The 22,326-nt window shown below is 49.0% G+C and carries 19 protein-coding genes; 13 read left to right on the plus strand and 6 right to left on the minus strand.

The genetic code is table 11. The features are described from left to right. Positions 1 to 23: 23 nt before the first annotated feature. Positions 24 to 554 carry an N-acetyltransferase family protein gene (locus ACN081_RS01515; RefSeq protein ID WP_419106727.1) on the minus strand — a complete coding sequence of 177 codons (531 nt, stop codon included), beginning with the start codon at positions 552 to 554 and terminating at the stop codon, positions 24 to 26. A 72-nt stretch (positions 555 to 626) separates the two neighbouring features. Then, the gene (locus ACN081_RS01520) at positions 627 to 1,034 is read right to left on the minus strand and encodes an RNA-binding S4 domain-containing protein (protein ID WP_419101202.1); all 408 of its coding nucleotides are present in this window, start codon (positions 1,032 to 1,034) and stop codon (positions 627 to 629) included. 61 nt (positions 1,035 to 1,095) lie between these two features. Between ACN081_RS01520 and ACN081_RS01525 the strand changes: the two genes are divergently transcribed. Beyond that, a complete protein-coding gene (locus ACN081_RS01525; RefSeq protein WP_419106728.1) occupies positions 1,096 to 2,373 on the plus strand; it encodes a sucrase ferredoxin in 1,278 nt (425 codons plus the stop codon). Positions 2,374 to 2,488: 115 nt separating this feature from the next. Here ACN081_RS01525 and gabT read toward each other — a convergent pair whose 3' ends face one another. The 3 genes from gabT to ACN081_RS01540 all read right to left on the minus strand — a co-directional run bounded on the left by gabT (position 2,489) and on the right by ACN081_RS01540 (position 6,944). Beyond that, on the minus strand, positions 2,489 to 3,829 hold the full coding sequence (gabT, locus tag ACN081_RS01530; RefSeq protein ID WP_419106729.1) for a 4-aminobutyrate--2-oxoglutarate transaminase: 1,341 nt from the start codon (positions 3,827 to 3,829) through the stop codon (positions 2,489 to 2,491). Positions 3,830 to 3,961: 132 nt separating this feature from the next. Next, a complete protein-coding gene (locus ACN081_RS01535; RefSeq protein ID WP_419106730.1) occupies positions 3,962 to 5,389 on the minus strand; it encodes a gamma-aminobutyraldehyde dehydrogenase in 1,428 nt (475 codons plus the stop codon). 55 nt (positions 5,390 to 5,444) lie between these two features. Continuing rightward, complete coding sequence (locus ACN081_RS01540) at positions 5,445 to 6,944, minus strand: NAD-dependent succinate-semialdehyde dehydrogenase (RefSeq protein ID WP_419106731.1); 1,500 nt, start codon at positions 6,942 to 6,944, stop codon at positions 5,445 to 5,447. A 202-nt stretch (positions 6,945 to 7,146) separates the two neighbouring features. Here ACN081_RS01540 and ACN081_RS01545 point away from each other — a divergent pair, with 202 nt between their 5' ends. Beyond that, positions 7,147 to 8,460: a hypothetical protein gene (locus ACN081_RS01545; protein ID WP_419106732.1), complete on the plus strand. Its 1,314-nt coding sequence runs from the start codon at positions 7,147 to 7,149 to the stop codon at positions 8,458 to 8,460. Positions 8,461 to 8,470: 10 nt separating this feature from the next. Here the strand turns inward: ACN081_RS01545 and ACN081_RS01550 are convergent, their stop codons facing one another. After that, the gene (locus ACN081_RS01550; protein ID WP_419102753.1) at positions 8,471 to 8,986 is read right to left on the minus strand and encodes a PTS sugar transporter subunit IIA; all 516 of its coding nucleotides are present in this window, start codon (positions 8,984 to 8,986) and stop codon (positions 8,471 to 8,473) included. Between the two features lie 188 nt (positions 8,987 to 9,174). On the opposite strand from ACN081_RS01550, the gene ACN081_RS01555 reads away from it, so the two are divergent. The 11 genes from ACN081_RS01555 (at position 9,175) to ACN081_RS01605 (ending at position 22,269) form a co-directional block, all read left to right on the plus strand. Continuing rightward, positions 9,175 to 9,774, plus strand: coding sequence for an arsenic metallochaperone ArsD family protein (locus ACN081_RS01555; RefSeq protein WP_419106733.1), 600 nt, complete (start codon positions 9,175 to 9,177; stop codon positions 9,772 to 9,774). Positions 9,775 to 9,877: 103 nt separating this feature from the next. Beyond that, complete coding sequence (gene deoD / locus ACN081_RS01560; protein ID WP_419102755.1) at positions 9,878 to 10,588, plus strand: purine-nucleoside phosphorylase; 711 nt, start codon at positions 9,878 to 9,880, stop codon at positions 10,586 to 10,588. Positions 10,589 to 10,603: 15 nt separating this feature from the next. Beyond that, complete coding sequence (locus ACN081_RS01565; protein ID WP_419106734.1) at positions 10,604 to 11,071, plus strand: GyrI-like domain-containing protein; 468 nt, start codon at positions 10,604 to 10,606, stop codon at positions 11,069 to 11,071. 424 nt (positions 11,072 to 11,495) lie between these two features. Then, the gene (gene iolC, locus ACN081_RS01570) at positions 11,496 to 12,461 is read left to right on the plus strand and encodes a 5-dehydro-2-deoxygluconokinase (RefSeq protein ID WP_419106735.1); all 966 of its coding nucleotides are present in this window, start codon (positions 11,496 to 11,498) and stop codon (positions 12,459 to 12,461) included. Between the two features lie 34 nt (positions 12,462 to 12,495). After that, positions 12,496 to 13,410, plus strand: a complete 915-nt coding sequence (locus tag ACN081_RS01575) for a Cgl0159 family (beta/alpha)8-fold protein (RefSeq protein WP_419101213.1) — start codon at positions 12,496 to 12,498, stop codon at positions 13,408 to 13,410. A 40-nt stretch (positions 13,411 to 13,450) separates the two neighbouring features. Continuing rightward, on the plus strand, positions 13,451 to 15,385 hold the full coding sequence (gene iolD / locus ACN081_RS01580) for a 3D-(3,5/4)-trihydroxycyclohexane-1,2-dione acylhydrolase (decyclizing) (protein ID WP_419106736.1): 1,935 nt from the start codon (positions 13,451 to 13,453) through the stop codon (positions 15,383 to 15,385). Between the two features lie 86 nt (positions 15,386 to 15,471). Continuing rightward, positions 15,472 to 16,971 (plus strand): CoA-acylating methylmalonate-semialdehyde dehydrogenase, encoded by a 1,500-nt coding sequence (locus ACN081_RS01585; RefSeq protein WP_419106737.1) that lies wholly within the window; start codon positions 15,472 to 15,474, stop codon positions 16,969 to 16,971. A 264-nt stretch (positions 16,972 to 17,235) separates the two neighbouring features. Then, positions 17,236 to 18,153: a sugar phosphate isomerase/epimerase family protein gene (locus tag ACN081_RS01590; protein ID WP_419101216.1), complete on the plus strand. Its 918-nt coding sequence runs from the start codon at positions 17,236 to 17,238 to the stop codon at positions 18,151 to 18,153. A 40-nt stretch (positions 18,154 to 18,193) separates the two neighbouring features. Then, positions 18,194 to 19,168: a Gfo/Idh/MocA family protein gene (locus tag ACN081_RS01595; RefSeq protein ID WP_419106738.1), complete on the plus strand. Its 975-nt coding sequence runs from the start codon at positions 18,194 to 18,196 to the stop codon at positions 19,166 to 19,168. Between the two features lie 325 nt (positions 19,169 to 19,493). Beyond that, positions 19,494 to 20,936, plus strand: coding sequence for a sugar porter family MFS transporter (locus ACN081_RS01600; protein WP_419102759.1), 1,443 nt, complete (start codon positions 19,494 to 19,496; stop codon positions 20,934 to 20,936). Between the two features lie 121 nt (positions 20,937 to 21,057). Continuing rightward, positions 21,058 to 22,269, plus strand: coding sequence for a Gfo/Idh/MocA family protein (locus tag ACN081_RS01605; RefSeq protein WP_419106739.1), 1,212 nt, complete (start codon positions 21,058 to 21,060; stop codon positions 22,267 to 22,269). The last annotated feature ends 57 nt before the right edge of the window (positions 22,270 to 22,326 follow it).

Here is a 22,326-nt window from a genome sequence, read left to right on the forward strand (position 1 = left end):
CTCTACTTGTGTGGGGCGGGTGTTTAGAGGTTGAGACGGCGTATGACGTCGTCTCCGTAGATGTCTTGGGTGAGGTAGAATTTGCGTTCTCCGACGATACGGAAACCGTATTTTTCGTAGAATTTGTTGGCACGTATGTTGAGTTTTGCGGTGCCGAGCCATAGTGTTGTGAATCCTGCTTGTCGTGCTTGTTCACAGACGGCATCCATCATTTTTTGGGCTGTTCCGTTGCCGCGTACGGATGGGTCTAGATAGAACTTGCTTAAGCATGCTGCTTCTGCAACGATTTCGGGGTTTTCGGCGGTGTTGGTGCAGAGGACGGTGTACCCGACAGGTTCTTTGTTCTTTTCGAGGATGCCTACTTGGTAGTGTTCTGAACGGATGTATTCTTCAAAGATTTTTTGTGAGAGTTTTTCGTTGATGAAGGTTTGCACTGCTTCTTGGGGAATGTAAGACGGTGTTGCGTCAGGGAACATCTTTTGTGCGAAGGTGTGCAGTAGGGGTGCGTCGTTGAGGTTTGCTAACCGGTAGTTTGGGGTTTCTTCATGTATCACTCGCTCTATCCTAGTGGCAGGGGTGAGTCGACGGAAGAGAGCTTTTCCTCTCTATAGGTTGAGCATCAGATTTTAAGATTTTTCGTATCCTCGAAGTTTGTTGAGTTCACGACGTTGAGCTTTTGTTGGGCGCCCCGCACCAGGTTCACGGCGGGGAACACCGCCACGCAATAAATATGATGGGTATGGTTCGGATAAGTCCTCGTAACAGGTCACCGCAATAGGTGCGCCTACTCGACGAGAAATGGTACGAATAACTTTCAGGACCTTCTCATATCCGGGGTATCGTACACGTATCACATCTCCCGGTTTTACTGTTCGCGAGGGTTTAACAGCGCTATCGTCGATACGTACGTGCCCTGCTTTACATTCACTCTGCGCTAAGGATCGTGTTTTAAAGATACGCACAGACCACAACCACACATCAACCCGAACTGGTGGATTATGTTGATGAGATGAGCTGAGGTTGTCCTGACTCATTTTCTGTGCCTTTCCTCAAAACAAACATGACTCTCTTAGCATACCCAGCTAAGCTGAAGATATGACTACCACCCTCTCCCTCCCACCCTGCTCGCATGAGGAGATTCTTTCTACTATCCGTTTCCCTGTTCTTCCACCAGAGTCTTGTTCTCAGAATGTTGCGGGGGAAACTTATGGGACGGCTACACGTACCCGCGGATGGGTTGGTGTTGAGGTGCCAGGGCAGTGGGGGCGAGAGATCCTCAAAGGTGGCAGTGTTCATTCTGCACTTGCTCGAAGAATTGCGCGTAAGGTTAAAAAACTTCGCGGATATAAGCTGTTGTTTATTAGGGAGCCGGCTTCACGTGGAAGTCAATCTCAGCAGAAGCGTCAAACACACCGCATTTTTATTGTTAATAGTGCACAGGGGAAGCAGCGCACGTACCGTTTTGAGGTTCCTCATCTAGAGAAGATGCTCTCTCTTCCGTTGCACTCACCGCAGAAGATTAAGGGTGTTGAGAAGGTTCCTCATAGTCTCATATTTTTGTGTACTCATGGTAAGCGTGATCGGTGTTGCGCGTTAGCAGGACGGCCTATTGCACAGTATCTCAGGCAGGTTCGCCCTCCGGAGACGGTTTGGGAGTGTTCGCATATTGGTGGGCATCGTTTAGCTCCCACCGGTGTGGTGTTGCCTGCTGGTTATATGTATGGTCGGTTGACTCCTGCTACTGCTCTTATGGCGGTGGTGTCTTTAGAGGAGTATCAGGTTCCGTCGTTGGCTGGTATTCGTGGTTGTTCTTCTCTTGCGGCGGTTCATCAGGTGGCAGAGGTTGCTGTTCGTGAGTATCTTGCTCAGGGTGGAGAAGAGCCTACTATTTCTCAGCTGTCGTTTTCTTCTGTTAAAAGTGAGAAGTCCTCAAAGAAAAAGAAGAATCTTAAGAAGTCTCGAGAGTACCGGCAGTTGAAGAAGAAGTATGCGCGGTTGCGTAAGAGTCGACTGTGGCGTGAGCAGAAGGCGCGGGCGAAGGTTCTACGCAAAAAGTTGTCTTATGGTCAGGCATGTGTTGAAGAGCTGGTAGAGCTCAATGAGCTTAATCGGCGGTATCGTGAGGTTAAAGAGCAGTACCGTCGTGAGAAGTATGCGTTGCTTCATGGTGGGCAGGATACTGGGTCTTCTCAAGTTTTTTCGTCCGCGCATAAGGGTGTTCAGCGCTCTATTGTTCGCCATGAGGATGGTCGTTCGTGGGTTGTTGTCACAGCTAAAACGAAGACTGCTCCGGCACGTGAGTCTTGCGGTAAAGGAGAAAAACCGCTTTCAACGTTTAAGGTTCTCTCGGTGGAGAAGGCGTCTCATCGTTAGTCAGTTGCTGGTAAGTTTTCAGGTGTGGTTCTGAAGATTGCAGTTTTTCTTGTTAAAGTGTTGTCCCCGTAGCATGCGCGCTACGGGGACAACACTTTTAGAGTGTAGGAATGTTTTAGATTGAGCGGATACCTTCAACCAGAATATCTAATGCCTGTTCAAGGAGATTTTCTGGGATGGTTAGAGGAGGTAATAGGCGTACAACGTTGCCGTATGTTCCGCAGGTGAGGATAAGCACTCCGCGTTCTAGGCAGTAGCTTGCAATATCTCGTGCTGCTTGCGGGTGTGGTTCTTGTGAGTTGGTATCGAGAACGAACTCTAGTGCCATCATGGCGCCGCGTCCACGTACTTGACCAAGAATAGGCAGTTCGGGGACGAGTGGTTCAAGTTTTTGGCGGATGAGTTGTTCAATACGTAACGCGCGTTCGTTGAGGTTCCACTCTTGCATGGTTTCAATGGTGGCGAGAGCTGAGGCGCAGGCGACAGGGTTTCCGCCATAGGTGCCGCCGAGTCCGCCTGGTTGCACTTTTTCGAAGAGTTCGGCTCGTCCGGTAACGGCTGATAATGGCATACCACCGGCAATGCCTTTTGCGGTGGTGATGAGGTCTGGTTCGATGTCTTCATATTCGCTGGCGAACCATCGTCCGGTACGGCAGAATCCGGCTTGTACTTCGTCGGCGATGAAGACGATGTCTTTGCTCTTTGCCCATTGTGCGATGTTAGAGAGGAATCCTTCTGCGGGGACGATGAATCCGCCTTCACCTTGAATGGGTTCGATGAGCACGGCGGCGATGTATTCTGCTCCGACTTGTTTTTCGATGATGTCGATAGCTCGTTGTGCCGCTTGTGTGCCGGTGAGTTCTTCACCGTCACGGTAGGGGTAGCTCATGGGAACACGGTAGATTTCTGGTGCGAATGGGCCAAAGCCTTTTTTGTAGGGGGTGGCTTTTGCGGTGAGTGCCATGGTGAGGTTGGTTCGCCCGTGGTATGCGTGGTCGAAAACGATGATGGCGTTACGTCCGGTTGCTGCGCGCGCGATTTTTACGGCGTTTTCTACGGCTTCTGCGCCAGAGTTGAAGAGGACGGATCGTTTAGGGAAGTTACCGGGGGTGAGTTCGTTGAGTTTTTCTGCTACCGCAATATATCCCTCGTAGGGGGTGACCATAAAACAGGTGTGGGTGAAATGTTCGCTGGCTTCTTGGATGGCTTTGACCACTCGTGGGGCGCTTGCGCCTACGGAGGTCACGGCGATACCTGAGCCGAGGTCTACGAAGGAGTTTCCGTCGACGTCGAGGATTACTCCGCCGTCTGCGTCTTGTGCGTAGATGGGCGCGGTGGAGGCGACTCCGGCGGGTACGGCGTCTGCTCGTCGTTGCGCTAGTTGTTGTGAGTGTTCACCGGGGAAGGTGCCGTTGAGTTTGATTTCTTGTGGTAGGCGGTAGGTTATGTTTGTCATTGATGTACTTTCTCTTAGAGGAAGCAACCGAGAAGAGTTGACGTTTCACGTGAAACGTTTGGGGCTCTTCTCGGCAGCTTTTGTGTTCAGTCACTTCACAAGCAGGAGCTAAAGACTCCCGCCGTAGAGGAATTACACGCTCATATCACTCATCACGTGTTTGACGCGGGTGTACTCTTCTACTGAATACAGGGATAGGTCTTTGCCGTATCCAGAGAGTTTGTATCCTCCATGTGGCATTTCTGCGGTGAGCATGACGTGAGTGTTAATCCATACAGCACCAAAATCCAGGTCACGAGACATGCGCATGGCAACACCGTGGTTGTTTGTCCACACAGAAGAGGCCAAGGCATACGAGACGTCATTAGCTAGTTCTAGAGCTTCTGCCTCATCACTGAAAGGTTGCACAGTCAGAACCGGAGCAAATGTTTCTTCTTGGACGATAGGATCTTGCTGTTTGACGTTACTAATCACGGTGGGGGCGATGAAGTATCCGCGTTCAGTGCAACGAACACCGCCCGTATCAACAACCGCGTGCTCAGGAAGGTTCTCTAGCTTCTGCATAACCGTCTTGAAATGGTTGACGTTATTGAGCGGGCCATAATAGTTCTTTGAGTCGTCTGCGTCTCCGGTCGTAATCTTTTCGGCTTCTTGCACCAGCAGTGCACGGAATTGTTCGTAGACAGACTCTTCAATAAGAACACGAGTAATAGCAGTGCAGTCTTGACCAGCATTAAAGTACCCGAATTCGGTGAGCATACGAGCTGCGCGAGGTAAATCTGCATCAGCGAAAACAATGGCGGGAGCTTTACCACCAAGTTCAAGGTGTGCACGTTTGAGGTCTTTTGCGGCGCTTGCGGCGACTGCTTGGCCTGCACGCACTGAACCGGTAATAGAGACCATGGACGGGGTGGGGTGTTCTACCATCTGAGCCCCAACACTTGCGTCTCCTAAGAGTACATTCACCACGCCGGCAGGGAAAATATTCTGAATGAGCTGGGCCAGCACCAGAGTGGATTCTGGGGTAGTGTCCGAGGGTTTAAGAACAACGGTATTACCGGCCGCCAAAGCTGGCCCCAGTTTCCATACGGCCATTAGGAGCGGGTAGTTCCATGGGGCGACTTGGGCAACAACACCTACGGGTTCACGGCGAACATAGGAGGTATGGTCGGCCATGTATTCGTAGGCCGCTTTGCCTTCAAGGGTGCGTGCGCAACCAGCAAAGAAGCGCATTTGGTCTGCACCGGCGAGAACTTCTTCGTTGCGGATGATTTCTCGTGGCTGACCGGTATTGCGGTGTTGCGCTTCAACCAGTTTGTCGGCGTTTTCTTCCATGGCTGTTGCCAGCTCAAGGAGGTATTTTTGTCGTTGTGATGGGGTAGTTCGTCGCCAACTAGTGAAGGCTTCACGAGCAGCACTCATGGCAGCTTCGATCTCTTCTGCTGTTGCAATAGGTGATTGTGCGACAGTTTCTTCGGTTGCGGGGTTAACGATATCGAGTGTCTCGACTGAAAGAGAGTCGATAAATTCTCCGTTAATGAAGTGTTGTAGGCGTTTCATGGGGTGAACCCTTCATTGTGTCTTGGGGTGACGTGCATTACTTACAGCATATCTGCTAAAGAGCGTAGGGGTCTTTAACTCCGATATATTGCGTGTAGGTGTATTCATCGATGCCTTCTGCGGCTCCTTCACGACCTAAACCAGAATGTTTAACTCCGCCAAAGGGTGCAGCCGCGTTAGAGATAACCCCAGCATTCCAACCCACCAAACCAAATTCTAGGTGGTCAGCGGCACGCAGTTGACGCTGATAATCCTTAGTGTAAACGTAGGAGGCAAGCCCGTATTCGGTGTTATTAGCCATGCGGTAAGCTTCATATTCATCGCTAAAGGTCATAATGGGTGCAATAGGCCCAAAGATTTCTTCACGAATCACAGATGCTTCTGCTGGAACGTTAGCTAACACGGTTGGTTCAAAGAAATATCCTGCACCATCTATTGCATGACCGCCCACAACGATACGAGCACCGTGAGCTACCGCGTCAGCAACTTTTTCGCTCATCTGTTCTTGTGCTTTCTTTTCAATGAGAGGACCGCAAGTAACCCCTTCATCCATGCCGTTGCCGACTTTCATCTGACGGATTTTTTCGGCAAATTTTTCAGTGAATTCTTCAGCAACTGATTCGTGCACAATAAAACGGTTTGCAGCGGTGCAGGCTTGACCCATGTTTCGCATCTTTGCGCCCATTGCGCCGTTGACGGCGTCATCAATATCAGCATCGTCAAAGACGATAAATGGCGCGTTTCCGCCGAGTTCCATGGAGGTGCGCAGAACATTTGCGGAAGCTTGTTCGAGGAGTTTTTTGCCGACTTCTGTTGATCCAGTAAAGGACACTTTACGCAGTCGAGAATCAGCAAGCAGGGGTGCGCTAATAGCAGATGCTGAGGCTGAGGGTACGACGTTGAGCACTCCGTGAGGAAGTCCAACATCGAGCATTGTTTGCGCAAAGTATTGTGCGGTCAAAGGGGTGAGTCGTGCTGGCTTGAGAATCATGGTGCAGCCAGCGGCGATAGCTGGGGCGACTTTGCGTGTTGCCATAGCAAGAGGAAAATTCCATGGGGTGATGAGCAAGCACGGACCAACAGGTTTGCGGGAGGTGAGGATACGGTTTGTTCCTTCGGGTGTGTTAACGTATCGCCCGTAGTTGCGAACGGTTTCTTCAGAGAACCAGCGAAGAAACTCAGCACCGTATTTTACTTCTCCGTGAGCTTCTGCAAGCGGTTTACCCATTTCAAGTGTCATAAGTTGGGCGAAGTCTTCGGCACGTTCTGTGACGAGCTCGTAGGCGCGACGAAGGATTTCAGCTCGTTCACGTGCAGGAGTTTCAACCCACCCCTTGTTTTTATATGCGGCGTGATATGCGGCGTCTAACGCTTCAGTAGCGTCTTGAGAAGTTGCTGAGGCAATAGTTGCTAGTTTTTCTTCAGTTGCAGGGTTGAACACGTCAAAGGTTTCTCCGGTGGAGCTTTCTTTCCACTGGTCGCCAATGAGCAAGCCGGTGGGTACTTTGTTGATGAGTTCGGTGATTGCGGTGTTCACGTTAGTCCTTTTCTCCATGTTCTTCGTTGAATGTTGGAATGATAGGGGGAAGATGATGATTCTTCTATCACACCCCAACCTAATGCGTTAAGGCAATTTTGGCGAGGTTTTATTATTTTTGCTACCGTTATCACGATATTAATGGCTTTTGTTGAAGGTATTTTTAATCTTCCTATCGCAAGAGTCTGTACACAATGCGACGGTATGAGAAAATGACCCCATGAGTTTGAACAGCTCCCCCACAAACACTGTAGATTTATCGGCTCTGACCTCACTTCTAGAGAATTACTCACAGCAGGCACAAGAGCCTATTCACGCGCACCTTCATAGCTCTCGCGGTGAAATAATTGAACTTTCATTGACGAACGACGGCGGAAATATCATTATTGACGCCACACTCACGCAGAACTTTCTTGTGACTGCTCAAGAGTTGCGAAATAGTGGTGTTATTCCCCCTAACGCTACGATTAGTATCGACACCTCTGCTTCTCACAACAACTCTGATGTTGAGACTGTTAAGTCTGACCCCGGAGATTTAGATTCTGTCCCAACCACGAAGAATGACGGTTTAGCCCTTCATCGTGCATTGACACGTTTGGGACATAGCAAGGGTTATTCACCGTCAGATATTGATTACATCATCAAAAAACGTGGGGGTATTACTCTGCCGGAGCTACGTTTTTATCGTTCGACGGTGCGTGATGGAAAAATTGCGGACGGACCCCACGGGGATATCCTTGCATCACACATTGAAGAAGATTTTGGTACGAGCGACCTTGCAGATGCTCAGCTTCCACATATTCCAGCGCAGCCGAGCGATATTGTACAGCCGTTGTTATCTCATCGGCTGTGGGTAGAAATTGCCCATGATACAGATACTCTTTATGCGGTAGATCTTGCCCCTGGGGCCTCTGGCGCAAAGGGACAGGTTATTAGCCGTGACCCGCGTATTGCAGAGCCGCCTCGTCTTCTTGCTCGTTCGTTCTCAGATTTTGTGACTGGCAACTGGGTCAGCGAAGAGGAGCGCGGTAAGAGTTGGGGCGTATCGGTTGGTTCTTCTTCTGTTCAGTGGACGAGCTCTACCACTGTCAAAGAAGATGACAGCACACACGAGAGTCAACCACAGCAGGAGCAGGCTGTTCCAGCAGTGACGATGGATTCTCTTACAGAGCCTGCATCTTCTCAGGTTCTTTCAGATGATTTCCTACCTGCTGAAGAGTCTGCTGCTTCTGAGCAAGTTACGATATCTTATCGTTCGCAGGTTGATGAATTTTTACGGCATACCAAGCAGAATGAGCAAAAATCTCAGGAAGAGTTTGCTCAAGATTTTGCAACTCATGCTTTTGGCGATACCGAAGAATCTTCTGCTGTTGAGACAGAGGCGTCATCATCATCTTCAGATGAGTCACTTCCTGTTTCTGCTCAGGAGAAGAATCTTGAGGCAGAGCGTGATGAGACGAAGAGACGTCATTTTGCAGAGTCTGAACCGGAGAGTGTTCTTAAAGCTGCGGTTAAAAAGTTTTTCCTCGGTTAGGTCACGGGTTTTATCGTGGCTTAGTGTAGCCGATGTGCTCTCCGCTGGAGACCTCACGTACGTCATTGTTGGTGATGTTCACGCCGAAATTCTTCATGTTGGTGACCATGACCATGACTTCTGGCAGTGGTGTCGAGGCGTATTCTTTTTCTCTGCTGATGCGTAGTAGGGGTTCTCCGGCGGTAATCTGAGTTCCTGTTTCGACTAACGCTTTGAGCCCGTAGTGGTTTCGTTGGGCGACGTCTACTCCAATGTGTATGAGCACTTCTGCCCCTTGCGGTGTGCAGATGGCGCATGCTTGGAGGGTGTTTTGAATGAGAACGATGCGTCCACTCACGGGTGCGTTGATGGTTTTTTCTGTCGCTTCTACGGCGTAGCCTTCTCCTAGTAGCCCGCTGGAGAATACTGGGTCTCCGACAAGGTTTAGTGGCTTATATGTTCCTTGTACTGGAGAGAAGAGTTCTTCTGGCGTATATGATGCGGTTGAGAGCGTGGCTGTTCGCTTTTTTCGTCTGAATCCAAACATCGTTCTCCTTTGGACGTATGTTGTTTCTCTACACACCATGAGAGTAACCTGGAACACTCTTGAGTGGTATTTAGCCACTCATAGATACAGAAATTTTACGCGTTCTTAGCTTGTCTCGACATTGTTATATACAAAGTATCTTCTGCACGGGTAACGTTGATACGAGTTCTATCATGATGAGGAGAATTGTGGCTGATACTGTACAGAATGCTGAACTTGAGGTGTTTATTCCCGCTCCGGGAGAGAATCCTGACGACCCGCAAGATATAGAACGTGAGGAGTTTCTTAGGATGGCTCAGCAACTCCTTGATGAAGGTTTAGATATTGTTGTTTATTCAACAGATTCTTATCCGAGCGCTTTTACGCAGTGCGTTCCGGTAGCTGATCAGATTGAGATATCGGGTGCTGATGTGCTCCCTATTTTGTTGGTTGATGGCGAAGTGAAAGTTTCTTACCACTATCCTGATGCTGAACAGTTACAGCGTTTTTCGCGCGCTCGTAGTGTGCAGCAGAAAAAGGTATCGGCGACTGCTGCCGGTTGTGGCCCTGTCGCCGCAGAGTCGGCTCCCCCTGCAAAGCCTTCGGCTCCGGCAGGTTTTGCTGCAACGTTAGCGGGTCTTTCTCAGAATCCTTCTGGGGCACCGGATATTGGTCAGCGTCAGAACCTGATGGAGTCTGTGGAGAATCAGGATGAGTTTTCAGACGAAGAATTATCTGAGGTAGAGCGTCGACTCTCTGGTGCGCCAGCTTCTGGGGGTTGTGGTTGCGGTGGTTGTGGTTGCGGATAACTGCCTGCGTGTTCATATCGCCTAAACTAAAGTATTGAGAATTATTAGTGTGTTCTTCGGCAGTGATGTTGAAGTTCTGTATGGTCTTTGAAAGGACGCTCCTATGACAAGCACTCCTCATATCAACCCTCAGGGTGTTCCTATTGCAAAAACTGTTCTTTTGCCGGGGGATCCTCTTCGTGCGCAGTTTATCGCGGAGAATTATCTGAGCGATGTTCAGCAGTTTAATACTGTTCGTAACATGTTTGGGTTTACAGGAATGTTTAATGGTCAGCAGGTTTCTGTGATGGGCTCTGGCATGGGTATTCCTTCTGCGAGTCTTTATGCTTATGAGCTGATTCATACGTTCGGTGTTGAGCGCCTGATTCGTATTGGTTCTTGTGGTGGCATGCAAGATCAGCTTGAACTATTCGATATTGTGGTTGCGGCTTCAGCTTCTACAGATTCTCATTTCATGCATCAGTACAAGCTTCCTGGTACTTTTGCCCCGACTGCTTCGTGGAGTCTGCTTTCTGCTGTGGCGCAGGAGGCTGAGTCTCAGGGTATTCAGTTGCATGTGGGTAATGTTTTGTCTTCTGATGTGTTTTATCGTCATGATCCTTCTGATGCTCAGCGCTGGGCTCAGATGGGTGTTCTTGCGGTTGAGATGGAGACTGCTGGTATTTATTCTGTTGCGGCACATGCTGGTGTTGAGGCGTTGGCTTTGTTCACGGTTTCTGATCATTTGTTTAAGGGTGAAGAGACCACCAGTGAGCAGCGTCAGAAGAGCTTTACTCAGATGATGGAGCTTGTTCTTCCGGTTGCTGCACGTTAAGGGATACTGGCGTTTATGATGTCTGATTTTGCGCGAGTGGAGCATCGCCCATCGCTTGTTCTTGCTGGTTTACGTGAGACGATTGATCCTGCTGTTGGCAATGCTGATGTGTGGGAGCGTGTTTTGAATACGGTTAAGCTGGCTGGTTTTAGTACTGAGGGTACTCAGCAGGTTTCCATTATTTTTGGTGCTAATATGCGTCAAGAGTTTGATTATATGGCTGGTTTGGTGGTGAATTCTCGGGATAACGCGCAGGCTTTGGGTTTGAATGCGGCAGAGGTTCCTGCTGGTGATTATGCCATTGTTGATGTTCGTGGCCCTGCCCCGTTAGCGTCTATGACGGGTTTGGATTATCTTTTGGGTACGTTTTTGCCTGAGAGAGCTTTGACGGCGTCTGGTCCTGCAATGGAGGTGTATGGTCCTGGGGATACTAGTTCTGAGGATTATATGATGCAGGTTTGGGTTCCTGTTAAGGCACTTTGAGAGGGTAGTTCTTCTCGTGTTTTGGTATGGAAGGTCGCTTCACTGTTTGGTGGAGCGACCTTTTTCGTATGGTGTTTGTTTGGTATGAGTGTTTTTTCAGTTCTGGTGTGCACAGTGCAAGTTGGGTATCACGTTCTGGGGCTGAGGTGTATGGGGTAGGTGGAAATGTTCTGCTAGCCAGATGGTTTATGCAGGGTTTTCTAGGCGTTCTATTGCGGCAAGAAGTAGGGGGTTCTTGTTTTTTCGGGCGGGGTATCAGGGTGAGGTTTTTTGCAATTTTTTCCAGTCTTTAACGCAAAATAAAGAAACTTTGTAACTATGTCAGTACAAACATTGACATTTGGGTGTGTGATGGGGCACGCTATAACTAACAGCTTTTCGGCGAGGACGCCAAACCCATACGACCCCACTAAGGAAAGATTTCATGTACGACCTTCTCACCATGGGCCGCATCAGCGTTGACGTATACCCTAACGACATTGGAGTCGGACTAGAAGACGTCACATCATTCGGTAAATACCTCGGTGGCTCCCCTGCAAACGTAGCGGTAGCAGCTGCCCGTTACGGACATAAAACTTCGGTCATTACCCGCGTTGGCAATGACCCTTTCGGCACTTTTCTTCGCCGTGAACTCAAAAAATACGGTGTAGACGAAGCTCATGTTTCAACTGATCCTCAGCTACAAACATGCGTAACTTTCTGCGCTATCAAGCCTCCAGAAGATTTCCCTCTATACTTCTACGGCCGCTTCCCCACCGCACCAGATTTACAGCTCACCGAAGCAGACATCAACAAAGAAGCTGTCAAAGAGAGCCGTATCTTCTGGAGCACTCTAACAGGAATGTGCCAAGAACCAGCTCGTAGCGCGCAACTTGCAGCACATGAGGCACGCCCCCGTGATCTCCTCTCCGACGAACAACACACCATCCTCGATCTAGATTACCGCCCCATGTTCTGGAAGAACATTGAGCAGGCACAACAAGCTGCTCAACAGCTTCTCTCCTATGCAACTATCGCGATCGGAAACCGTGAAGAGTGCGCCGTAGCAGTTGGAGACGGCACCCCAGATGAACAAGCAGACCGACTCCTTGAAGCAGGCGTCAAACTTGCTGTCGTGAAGATGGGTGCCAACGGTGTTCTTGCAAAGACCGCAACCAGCCGTGTGGTATGCGCACCAACACCAGTTGAAACAGCTAATGGTCTTGGTGCTGGAGACTCTTTCGGCGGAGCTTTTGTGCACGGCGTACTCTCTGGCTGGGAACTCGATAAGGTACTCGACTTTGCCAATGGTGCAGGCGCTATCGTCGCATCACAAATTGCATGTTCGGATGCTATGCCTACCGAATCTGAAGTACAAGAGTTCCTCGCTCAGTATGGGCGCAACTTCTAAGCACCGCACGAGCCAAATTTTTCAGGAGATTACAATGTCCCATTCTCATGATGAAGAGCGTGACCCTAGACGATATGAGCATCTCACGCGTATCCGTCTAGAGGATCCTCAAGCTATTCAACGTGCAGCCGACAACCGTGTTCGCCACGAAGGCCCACGTTATGGAAAACAAAACTTTATCGTCGCTGCAGATCACCCTGCACGCGGAGCAAACCGCGTCAAAGATCGTGCAATGGCGATGGCAGATCGTCGTGATCTTCTTGACCGCCTACAAATTGCACTCAAAAACCCAGCGGTGGACGGTGTTCTCGCGTCTCCCGACATTCTCGACGACTTGCTCCTTTTAGGTGCTCTTGACGGAAAGCTCGTCTTCGGGTCGATGAACCGTGGTGGTATTAGTGGGCTTGTCAACGAAATGGACGACCGCTTCACCGGACACACTGCCGAATATCTCAAGCGTATTGGCGCTGACGGCGGCAAAATGCTCACCCGCATTCACTACGGTGATGAGAACACTGTAGCTACCCTAGAGGCTTGCGCTCAGGCAGTTAATGCTTTAGCAGAACAAGAACTCTACGCGATGGTTGAGCCTTTTATCTCAGAAACTCATAACGGCGCTATTCGTAACAATCTCTCTGCTGATGCTGTCATTACCTCTATCGGTATTGCTGAAGCTCTTGGAACTAACACCGCTTATACGTGGATGAAACTTCCTGTTGTTGAGGAGATGGAACGAGTCATGGCAGCTACGACGATGCCGACTGTTCTTCTGGGTGGAGATCCTTCTGGTTCTCCCGAAGAGGTATTCTCTAGCTGGGAAAATGCGTTGAAGCTCCCTGGTGTTCAGGGTCTTACGGTAGGGCGTACCTTGCTATACCCTGCAGATGGCAATGTTGCTGGTGCTGTTGAAACAGCCGCTTCACTTCTACATCACACCATCACCGATTAATCTTCTTTCATTCACCTTTTGACGTATAAGGACACAAATTATGGGTTTTCAAAAACTCTCTGTAGCTCAGACTGTGGTGAAGTTCTTAGCGAACCAGTACACCGTAGACACCATTGATGGGCAGGAATACTGTGAGCGCACTATTCCTGGTATTTTCGGTATTTTTGGGCACGGCAATGTTGCCGGCATGGGGCAGGCTCTTCGCCAGTATCAGGAATTAGATCCTTCCTTGATGCCGTACTATCAGGGTCGTAATGAGCAAGCTCAGGTAGACCAAGCTGTTGGGTATGCTCGCCATACTCGTCGTCGTGCAACCTACGCGGTTACCACGTCAATTGGCCCTGGTGCTTCAAACATGGTTACGGGTGCGGCTCTTGCGACAACGAACCGTCTTCCGGCGTTGCTTTTCCCATCAGACCAGTTCGCTACTCGTGTTCCGGATCCTGTTCTTCAGCAGCTAGAACGTTTTGACGCAGCAGATGTGACGGTTAATGATATTTTCCGTCCTGTAAGCCGCTATTTTGATCGTGTATGGCGTCCGGAGCAGGTTTTCTCTGCACTTTTGAACGGTATGCGTGTTTTGACTGACCCCGTGGATACAGGTGCAGTGACGATTGCTTTGCCTCAGGATGTTCAGGCAGAAGAAATTCTTGTTCCTGATGAGTTCCTTGCTCCTCGCCATTGGCGAATCCGTCGCCCTGAGCCAGAAGACGTTGATATTCAAGCAGCGATGAGTGTTATTCGCGAAGCGAAGAAACCTGTCATTGTTGCTGGTGGTGGCGTGCATTATGCGTTTGCTCAAAATGAGCTACGTCAGTTTGCAGAAGCAACAGGCATTCCTGTCACATGCACTCAGGCTGCTGTTGGTGTGATGGATTGGGATCATCCTTTGTGCTTGGGTGCTGTTGGTTCCACTGGTTCTACGGCATCTAATGCTCTTGTTCGTGATGCTGATGTGATTATTGGTATTGGTACTCGTTACGAAGATTTCACGACGGCTTCTCGTACGGCATTCCAAAATCCTGATGTTAAGTTTGTCAATATCAACGTTGCAGCATTTGATGCGTATAAGCACAGTGGTGTTGTTGCGATGGTTGCTGATGCGAAGAAGGCTCTTATTAAGCTCAATGACGCATTGAGCGGTTTCAAAGTTTCTTCTGCTGTTACTGAGGAAGTTGCTTCAGAAAAGGCTCGTTGGAATGGCATTGTTGATGATGCTTTTGCTGAGCGTTATCGTCCGTTGATGAGCCAAAACGAAATTATTGGTGCTGTCAATGAGGCAATGGATGACCGCGATGTTGTGGTGTGTGCAGCGGGTTCATTACCTGGTGACCTCCACAAGATGTGGCGAGTTAAGGACGCTTATGGTTACCACGTTGAATACGCGTATTCATGTATGGGCTATGAGATTCCTGGCGGTTTGGGTGTGAAGCGTGCGTCGTTAGATACCCAAGATGGTCGTGATGTTGTGGTGATGGTTGGCGATGGTTCTTATCTGATGATGAACACTGAGTTGGTCACTGCGGTAGCAGAAGGTATCAAACTGATTGTTGTTTTGATTCAGAATCATGGCTATGCGTCTATTGGTGCGCTCTCTGAGTCTGTTGGTTCTCAGCGTTTTGGCACGAAGTACCGCACCTTGGATAAAGAGACTCACAGTTTTGATCATGGCGATACTTTGCCTATTGATTTGGCAGCGAATGCTCAGTCTTTGGGTGCGAAGGTTATTCGTGTTGAACCGGGTGAGGATGTTCGTGAGCGTTTGCAAGATGCTGTGGCTCAGGCGAAAGCAGCACCAGAAGGTTCTGGCCCGATTGTTATTCATGTTGAGTCTGATCCGATGATTGATGCACCGTCTTCTGAATCGTGGTGGGATGTGCCTATTACGGGTGTGAGTGAGCTTTCTTCTACTCAGAATGCTTATGAGACCTATCGCGAGAAGAAGGCCATGCAGCGTCCTCTTCTTGGACCTTAAGTTTTAGTTGTCGTGTGTGCTGTGGCGCATGAGTGTTACAGCACGCATTATCCCGATATTTTTCTATCTCTATACAAGGAGTAAATATGTCATACGAAGTTCTACACTTCATCAACGGCGAAGAAGTACCTAGTTCTGGTTCTGCTCGTCAGGAAATTTTTAACCCTGCTACCGGAGATGTTCTAGGGTCTTTGCACCTTGGTTCTCAGGACGAGCTTGAGAAGGCTGTTGCTGCTGCGAAGACTGCTGCGAAGGGCTGGTCTGAGCTATCTTTAGCGAAGCGCACTGCTGTTCTTTTCCGTTTCCGTGAGCTTCTTGTAGAGCGCACTGGAGAGTTAGCAGAACTTGTTGTTTCAGAACACGGTAAGGTTCTTTCTGATGCTCGCGGTGAGATTGCTCGTGGTCAGGAAATCGTTGAGTATGCTTGCGGTATTACCAACCTTGTAAGTGGTCGTTTCACTCCTCAGGCCGCAACTGGTATTGATGCGTATTCTGTTCGTGAGCCTTTGGGTGTTGTTGCTGGTATTACTCCGTTCAACTTCCCTGTCATGATTCAGTTGTGGATGGCGCCTTTGGGTATTGCTGCTGGTAACGCTTTCATTTTGAAGCCTTCTGAGCGTGACCCCTCTGCTGCAAACTTCATGGCAAAGTTGTGGAAGGAAGCTGGTCTTCCTGATGGCGTTTTCAACGTTTTGCACGGTGGTAAAGAGACCGTTGACGGTCTTTTGACTCATCCTGATGTTGATGGCATTTCGTTTGTTGGTTCTACTCCTATTGCTCGTTATGTTCATGAGACTGGTACGAAGCACGGCAAACGTGTTCAGGCTCTTGGCGGAGCGAAGAACCATGCGCTGATTATGCCTGATGCTGATATGGATGTTGTTGCTGAGCACCTTAACGCTGCAGCTTTTGGTGCAGCAGGTCAGCGTTGCATGGCTATTTCTGTTGCTGTTGCTGTGGGAGAAGCTGCTGAGAAGACCATCGAGAAGGTGACCGCTTTAGCTCGTAACATCAAGGTTTCTAACGGTATGGATAAGGACGCTGATATGGGTCCTTTGATTACTCCGCAGTCTTGTGAGCGTGTTCAGCGCATTATTACCGAGGCTGAGAAGGCTGGCGCTACCGTTGTTATTGATGGTCGTAACCTTGTTGTACCTGGCCATGAGAAGGGTAACTTTGTTGGCCCGACCATCTTGGATAATGTTTCACCTGAGATGAGCGCTTATGGTGAAGAGATTTTTGGTCCCGTTTTGGTAGTTATTCGTGTTGATACTTTGCAAGAAGGTATTGATTTGATTAACTCCAACCCCTTCGGAAATGGTACCTGCATCTTCACTTCCTCTGGTGCTGCAGCTCGTACCTTTAGCCGAAAGATTAAGGTCGGCATGGTTGGTGTCAATGTTCCGTTGCCTGTTCCGTTGGCAAATCACTCTTTCGGTGGTTGGAACGATTCGCTCTTTGGTGAGCACCATATTTATGGTGAAGATGGCCTTCGCTTCTACACTCGTGGCAAGGCTATTACTCAGCGTTGGCCTGAGCCGAAGCAAGCTTCTGGAGCGAACTTTAATTTTGAGTCACGTAACTAGTGACTAAAAAGGATCCTTTATTGGATGTGTGATGGTTGTGAGGGGTTAGTAGCTAGTGATTACTGGTTACTAACCCCTCCTCTTTTGTGGTTGTGGCTAGGGCTGATGCAGGTTCTTTGAGGGTTCATAATTTTTCTCAAACTTTTTCTTCTACTATGTTCACCACCACACATTATTTGATAGTATGTCTTTACATAGTTAAGGGTTTTTGAAACTCTTCATTTTCACCCAGACAACACTTTTCAACGATGAAAGCGTGAGAACATGACCGAGAATAACCTCATCATTGGCACAGCCCCCGACTCTTGGGGCGTATGGTTCGCCGACGACGACGCTCAAACACCGTGGCAGCGTTTCCTAGATGAAGTTGCTGAAGCTGGCTACAAGTGGATTGAACTTGGACCTTACGGCTACCTCCCTGCAGAACCAGAGGTTTTGGCTCGCGAACTTAAAGAGCGCGATTTGCAAATTTCTGCTGGAACTGTTTTCACAGCTTTCCATCGAGGCGGACAGGAGCAGTGGGATATCGCATGGGAGCCCGCTCGCAAGGTTGCTGAACTAACAGCAGCTATGGGCGCAAAACACATTGTTGTTATTCCGGCTCTTTGGCGCGATGACAAGACCGGCGAAGAACTAGAGCCATCAACCTTGACCGAACAGCAGTGGGATAATCTTGCTCAAGGACATAACAAGCTTGGCGAAACCCTTCAGCGCGACTTCGGCTTGTTCCAACAGTTCCACTCCCACGCAGATTCTCATGTTGAGACCATGGAAGAGATTGAAAAGTTCCTTGCTGTAACTGACCCGAAGCTTGTTACTCTCTGCTTGGATACCGGACATGCCCAGTATGGTGGAGCTTCTTCTGTTGAACTAATCGAAAAGTATCCTGAACGCATCGGGTACTTGCACTTGAAGCAGGTAGACCCTGAGATTCTTCGCCGAGTACGTGAAGAAAACATGACCTTCAAAGATGCAACCGCAAGTGGAGTGATGTGCGAACCACCTCACGGATTGCCTGACTTGTCGAAAGTTATTGAAGCTGCTGAGGCTCTCAACCGACCACTCTTTGGCATTGTTGAGCAGGATATGTATCCTGTGAAATCTTTTGATATCCCACTACCTATCGCTCAGCGCACCAAAACTTATCTACTTGGTTGCGGTTCTCGCACCGTAATTGGCTAAAGATAACCCAACTTCATCTGTTATTGAAAAGGAAGTAAAGATGTCTCAGGATATTCGTGTTGCCGTTGTTGGCGCTGGACGCATGGGATACGACCATATTCGTCGTATTCACGAACGTATTGATGGCGCACGCGTTAGCGCAGTAGTAGATATTGATGAGTCTAAGGCTATTGAAGCTCTTGAAGGTATTGATGGAGCTCAGGTTTATACTGATTTCCACAAGGCTCTTGAGTCTGACAGTGTTGACGCTGTTTTAATTGCGACTCCTGGTTTCTTACATGCACCTGTTTTACAACCTGCATTAGAGGCTGGATTGCCTATTCTTTGCGAGAAGCCACTCACCCCAGATTCAGCCTCTGCATATGAAATTGTTAAGGCTGAAGTTGCTACCGGCAAGAAGTTGATTCAGGTTGGCTTCATGCGTCGTTTTGATGGCGGTTACCGCACTATTCGTGCAGCTGTTCAGGCTGGTTCTTATGGTGAACTTTTGCAGCTGGATTGCGAACATATTAATCCGTATGTGTTGGATTCTTATACGGGGCGTAATCTCATTGACGACACTGTTGTTCACGAGTTTGACGGAGTTCGTTATCTGACTGGTGAAGAGATTAAGACAGTCCGTGTAATCTCTGGCAAGAAGACCAAGCATGCTCAAGGTGAGCTTGCTGATCCGACAAAGGTCATTATGGAGACTGAGTCTGGCGTACTGGTAACGGTTAGCACTCATGTCACTGCTCGTTTTGGATATTCTGTAACTACTCGCGCAGTATTTGAAGAAAACCACATTTCTGTCGGTCAAGATTTGACCTGCCCCAGTTTTGAGCCGCGCTTTGTTGATGCATATGATCAAGAAGTTCAGGCATGGATTAATGCCATCAGCAAGGGTGAGCATACTGGACCATCTGCTTGGGATGGTTACGCGGCGGCTGCTTGTTGTGAAGCTGGTTTTGCGGCGTTGAATTCCGGAAATATTGAGCAGGTTGTTCTCGAAGAGAAACCTGATTTGTATCGCTAAAGATATTTTCGGGTATCTACGCTAGAGGGGGTACCAACATGTTGGTACCCCCTCTTCGCGTATCTGCTTGTCTTTGCACTCTTTTTCTTGGATTAGGGCTGATTGTCGTTTCAAGAAAAAGGGGATAAAAAATTTTCTTAAAAAGATTGTCATTATGTCATGACAAATATATAGTGTTTAGTAACACATTGGGTTCTCTGTTGAGTAATTGGTTACTAAAACCACACACTCTATAGAGCATGAGGTTAGGTAAGCTCGCCTACAGAGACTATCGTTTAACCTCATATATCTACTATCGACATTTCTTATAGACGAAGGAGTCATAATGTCAGGACACTCTGTTAGTGCGTCGGAGGCGAACTTACCGCCTCTCACCAAGGGGCCTCACAGTAAACGCCTCGGCCAGGTCGCCGTTGTAGCAACTCTCGGCGGTTTGCTCTTTGGTTACGACACCGGTGTCATCAACGGTGCTCTACTTCCTATGTCAGAAGAGCTAGGCCTCAACGAAAAAACAGAAGGTATCGTTACTTCTTCACTCCTTTTCGCTGCAGCATTTGGCGCACTCTTCTCCGGTGGCATTTCCGACAAATTTGGTCGTCGTAAGACCATCATGGGGCTCGCAATTATCTTCTTCCTCGGCGCATTAGCGTGCTCCTTCGCACCAAGCCTAGGCCTACTCGTCCTTGGACGCATCCTACTCGGTATCGGCGTCGGTGGCGCTTCCACCGTCGTTCCCGTGTTCCTTGCAGAACTTGCACCTTACGAAATTCGTGGTTCCCTCTCTGGACGCAACGAAATGATGATTGTTGTCGGTCAGTTGGCAGCATTCGTCATCAACGCATTTATCGGCAACGTATGGGGCCACCTTGATGGTGTCTGGCGTATCATGCTCGCTATCTGTGCAGTTCCTGCAGTATTCTTGTTCATCGGCATGCTCCGCGTTCCAGAATCTCCTCGTTGGCTAGTTTCTAAGGGACGCCTCGATGAAGCAACTGAAGTTCTACGCCAGATTCGTTCCGAAAAGCGAGCTGAAGCTGAGGCTAAGGATATTCAGCGAACCCTCGAAAAAGAATCCACCATGGTTGCTCCTAGCGTGTCCTCCATGCTCAAAGACAAATGGATTCTTCGCATCGTCCTTGTTGGTGTTGCACTTGCGGTATTCCAGCAGTTCACCGGCATCAACTCCATCATGTACTACGGTCAGATTGTTCTTCAAGAATCTGGATTCTCTAAGAACGCAGCTCTTATCGCTAATATCGCTCCCGGTATCATCGCTGTTATCGGCGCATTCATCGCATTATGGATGATGGAAAAAATTAACCGTCGTACCACCGTTATCACCGGCTACACCTTGGTTACTATCTTCCACCTCCTCATCGGTACTGCAGCATTGGTACTACCTACCGACTCTGCAGCTCGCCCTTACATTCTCTTGCTTCTCATCGTCGGCTTCGTCGGTTCGATGCAGACCTTCTTAAACGTTGCAACATGGGTTCTTCTCTCCGAGATTTTCCCTCAGCAGATTCGCGCATTCGGTATGGGCTTCGCAGTTCTCTGCCTCTGGCTTGCAAATGCTGCAATCTCCTTCGCGTTCCCTTCAATCCTCAAAGCAGTTGGACTAAACTCCACCTTCTTCGGATTCGCCGTCATCAACGCAATCGCAGCGTTCGTAATGTTCAAGTTCCTACCAGAAACCCGCGGTAAGAGCCTTGAAGAAGTGGAAGTTGGCGTCACTACCGGTGCTATCTACATTGTCAAGAACAAATAAACTACCACTGAATAACCTCTCTTGATGTTCCGTAGCCTCTATTGCTCACGATGGGCATAGGGGCTACGGTTCCATTTTCCTCAGTTCTACACATCTACTACTTTTTTGAAAAGGTCACATCATGACAACAACACGTACCATCAACGTTGGTCTTATCAGTGTCGGTTGGATGGGAAAAGTCCACAGCAAAGCCTACGCAGCAGTTCCACAGGTCTACCCAGAACTAGGAATCAAAACTCGACTCGTTCAAGCCGCAGATACCTCCGAAGAACGCGTCGATTACGCGGTTAACGTTCTTGGCTTTGAAAGTGGAACAACCAACTATCAAGACGTCCTCGCAAACCCCGATATTGACGTTGTTTCTATTTGTGCACCTAACTTCTTGCACGCACAAATCGGTAAAGAAGCAGCAGCTGCAGGCAAAGCATTCTGGATTGAAAAACCAGCAGGACGCTCCGCGGCAGAAACCCAAGAAATTGTTGATGAAGCTCGTAACAGTGGTGTAGTCACCGCCGTTGGATTCAACTATCGCAACACACCAGCTATTGAATACGCTCGTCAACTCATCAGCGACGGAAAACTTGGAAAAATCACCAACGTTCGTGGTTCATTCTTTGCAGATTATTCTTCAGACCCCCGCGGAGCGCTCTCTTGGCGTTTCGTACGAGACCTTGCTGGTACCGGCGTATTAGGAGATCTTTTAGGACACCTCGCAGACCTTATTCACTACACCGTCGGCCCTATCACTGAGGTCTGTGCGCTCACCCACACCGTCCATACCGAGCGCCCCAAACTGCCTATGGGAAGCGGAACCCACTTCGCAGTCATTGAAAATGGTGAAATGGCACCGGTCGAGAATGAAGATTACGCCGCACTCTTAGTACGTCTTGGTGGCGTAGGCGCGGTAGGAACTCTTGAAGCCTCTCGTGTGAGTGTTGGCCCACGCGCCCAGTACGCTATTGAAATTTACGGCACTGAGGGCTCCCTCAAATGGGATTTTGAGCGTATGAACGAACTCGAATTAGCTCTTGGATCAGCTGGCGAACAAGTTGGATACACTCGTATTTTTGCCGGCCCAGGCTTTGGAGATTTCTCCTTCTTCCAGCCAGGGGCAGGAACTTCCATGGGATATGACGACCTAAAAATTATTGAAGCGAAGAAATTCCTTCAAGCATATCTTGGACGAGAAAAGATTCACGCTGATATTCACGACGCACTCCTCGCTAACCGCGTCATCTCAGCGGCAGTAGACTCTGCGGAAACGCAGACATGGCAGGTAGTGGAACCTGTTACTGGCACTAGTGCCAGCGGAGAAGACCTCTCCAAACGATAAGAAGAAAATAACTCCTAGAGATACTTAAGGCTCTTTGAAACTGGCGGGGAAACCGGT

Source organism: Rothia sp. P13129 (genome assembly GCF_048512865.1).
GTDB lineage: Bacteria > Actinomycetota > Actinomycetes > Actinomycetales > Micrococcaceae > Rothia.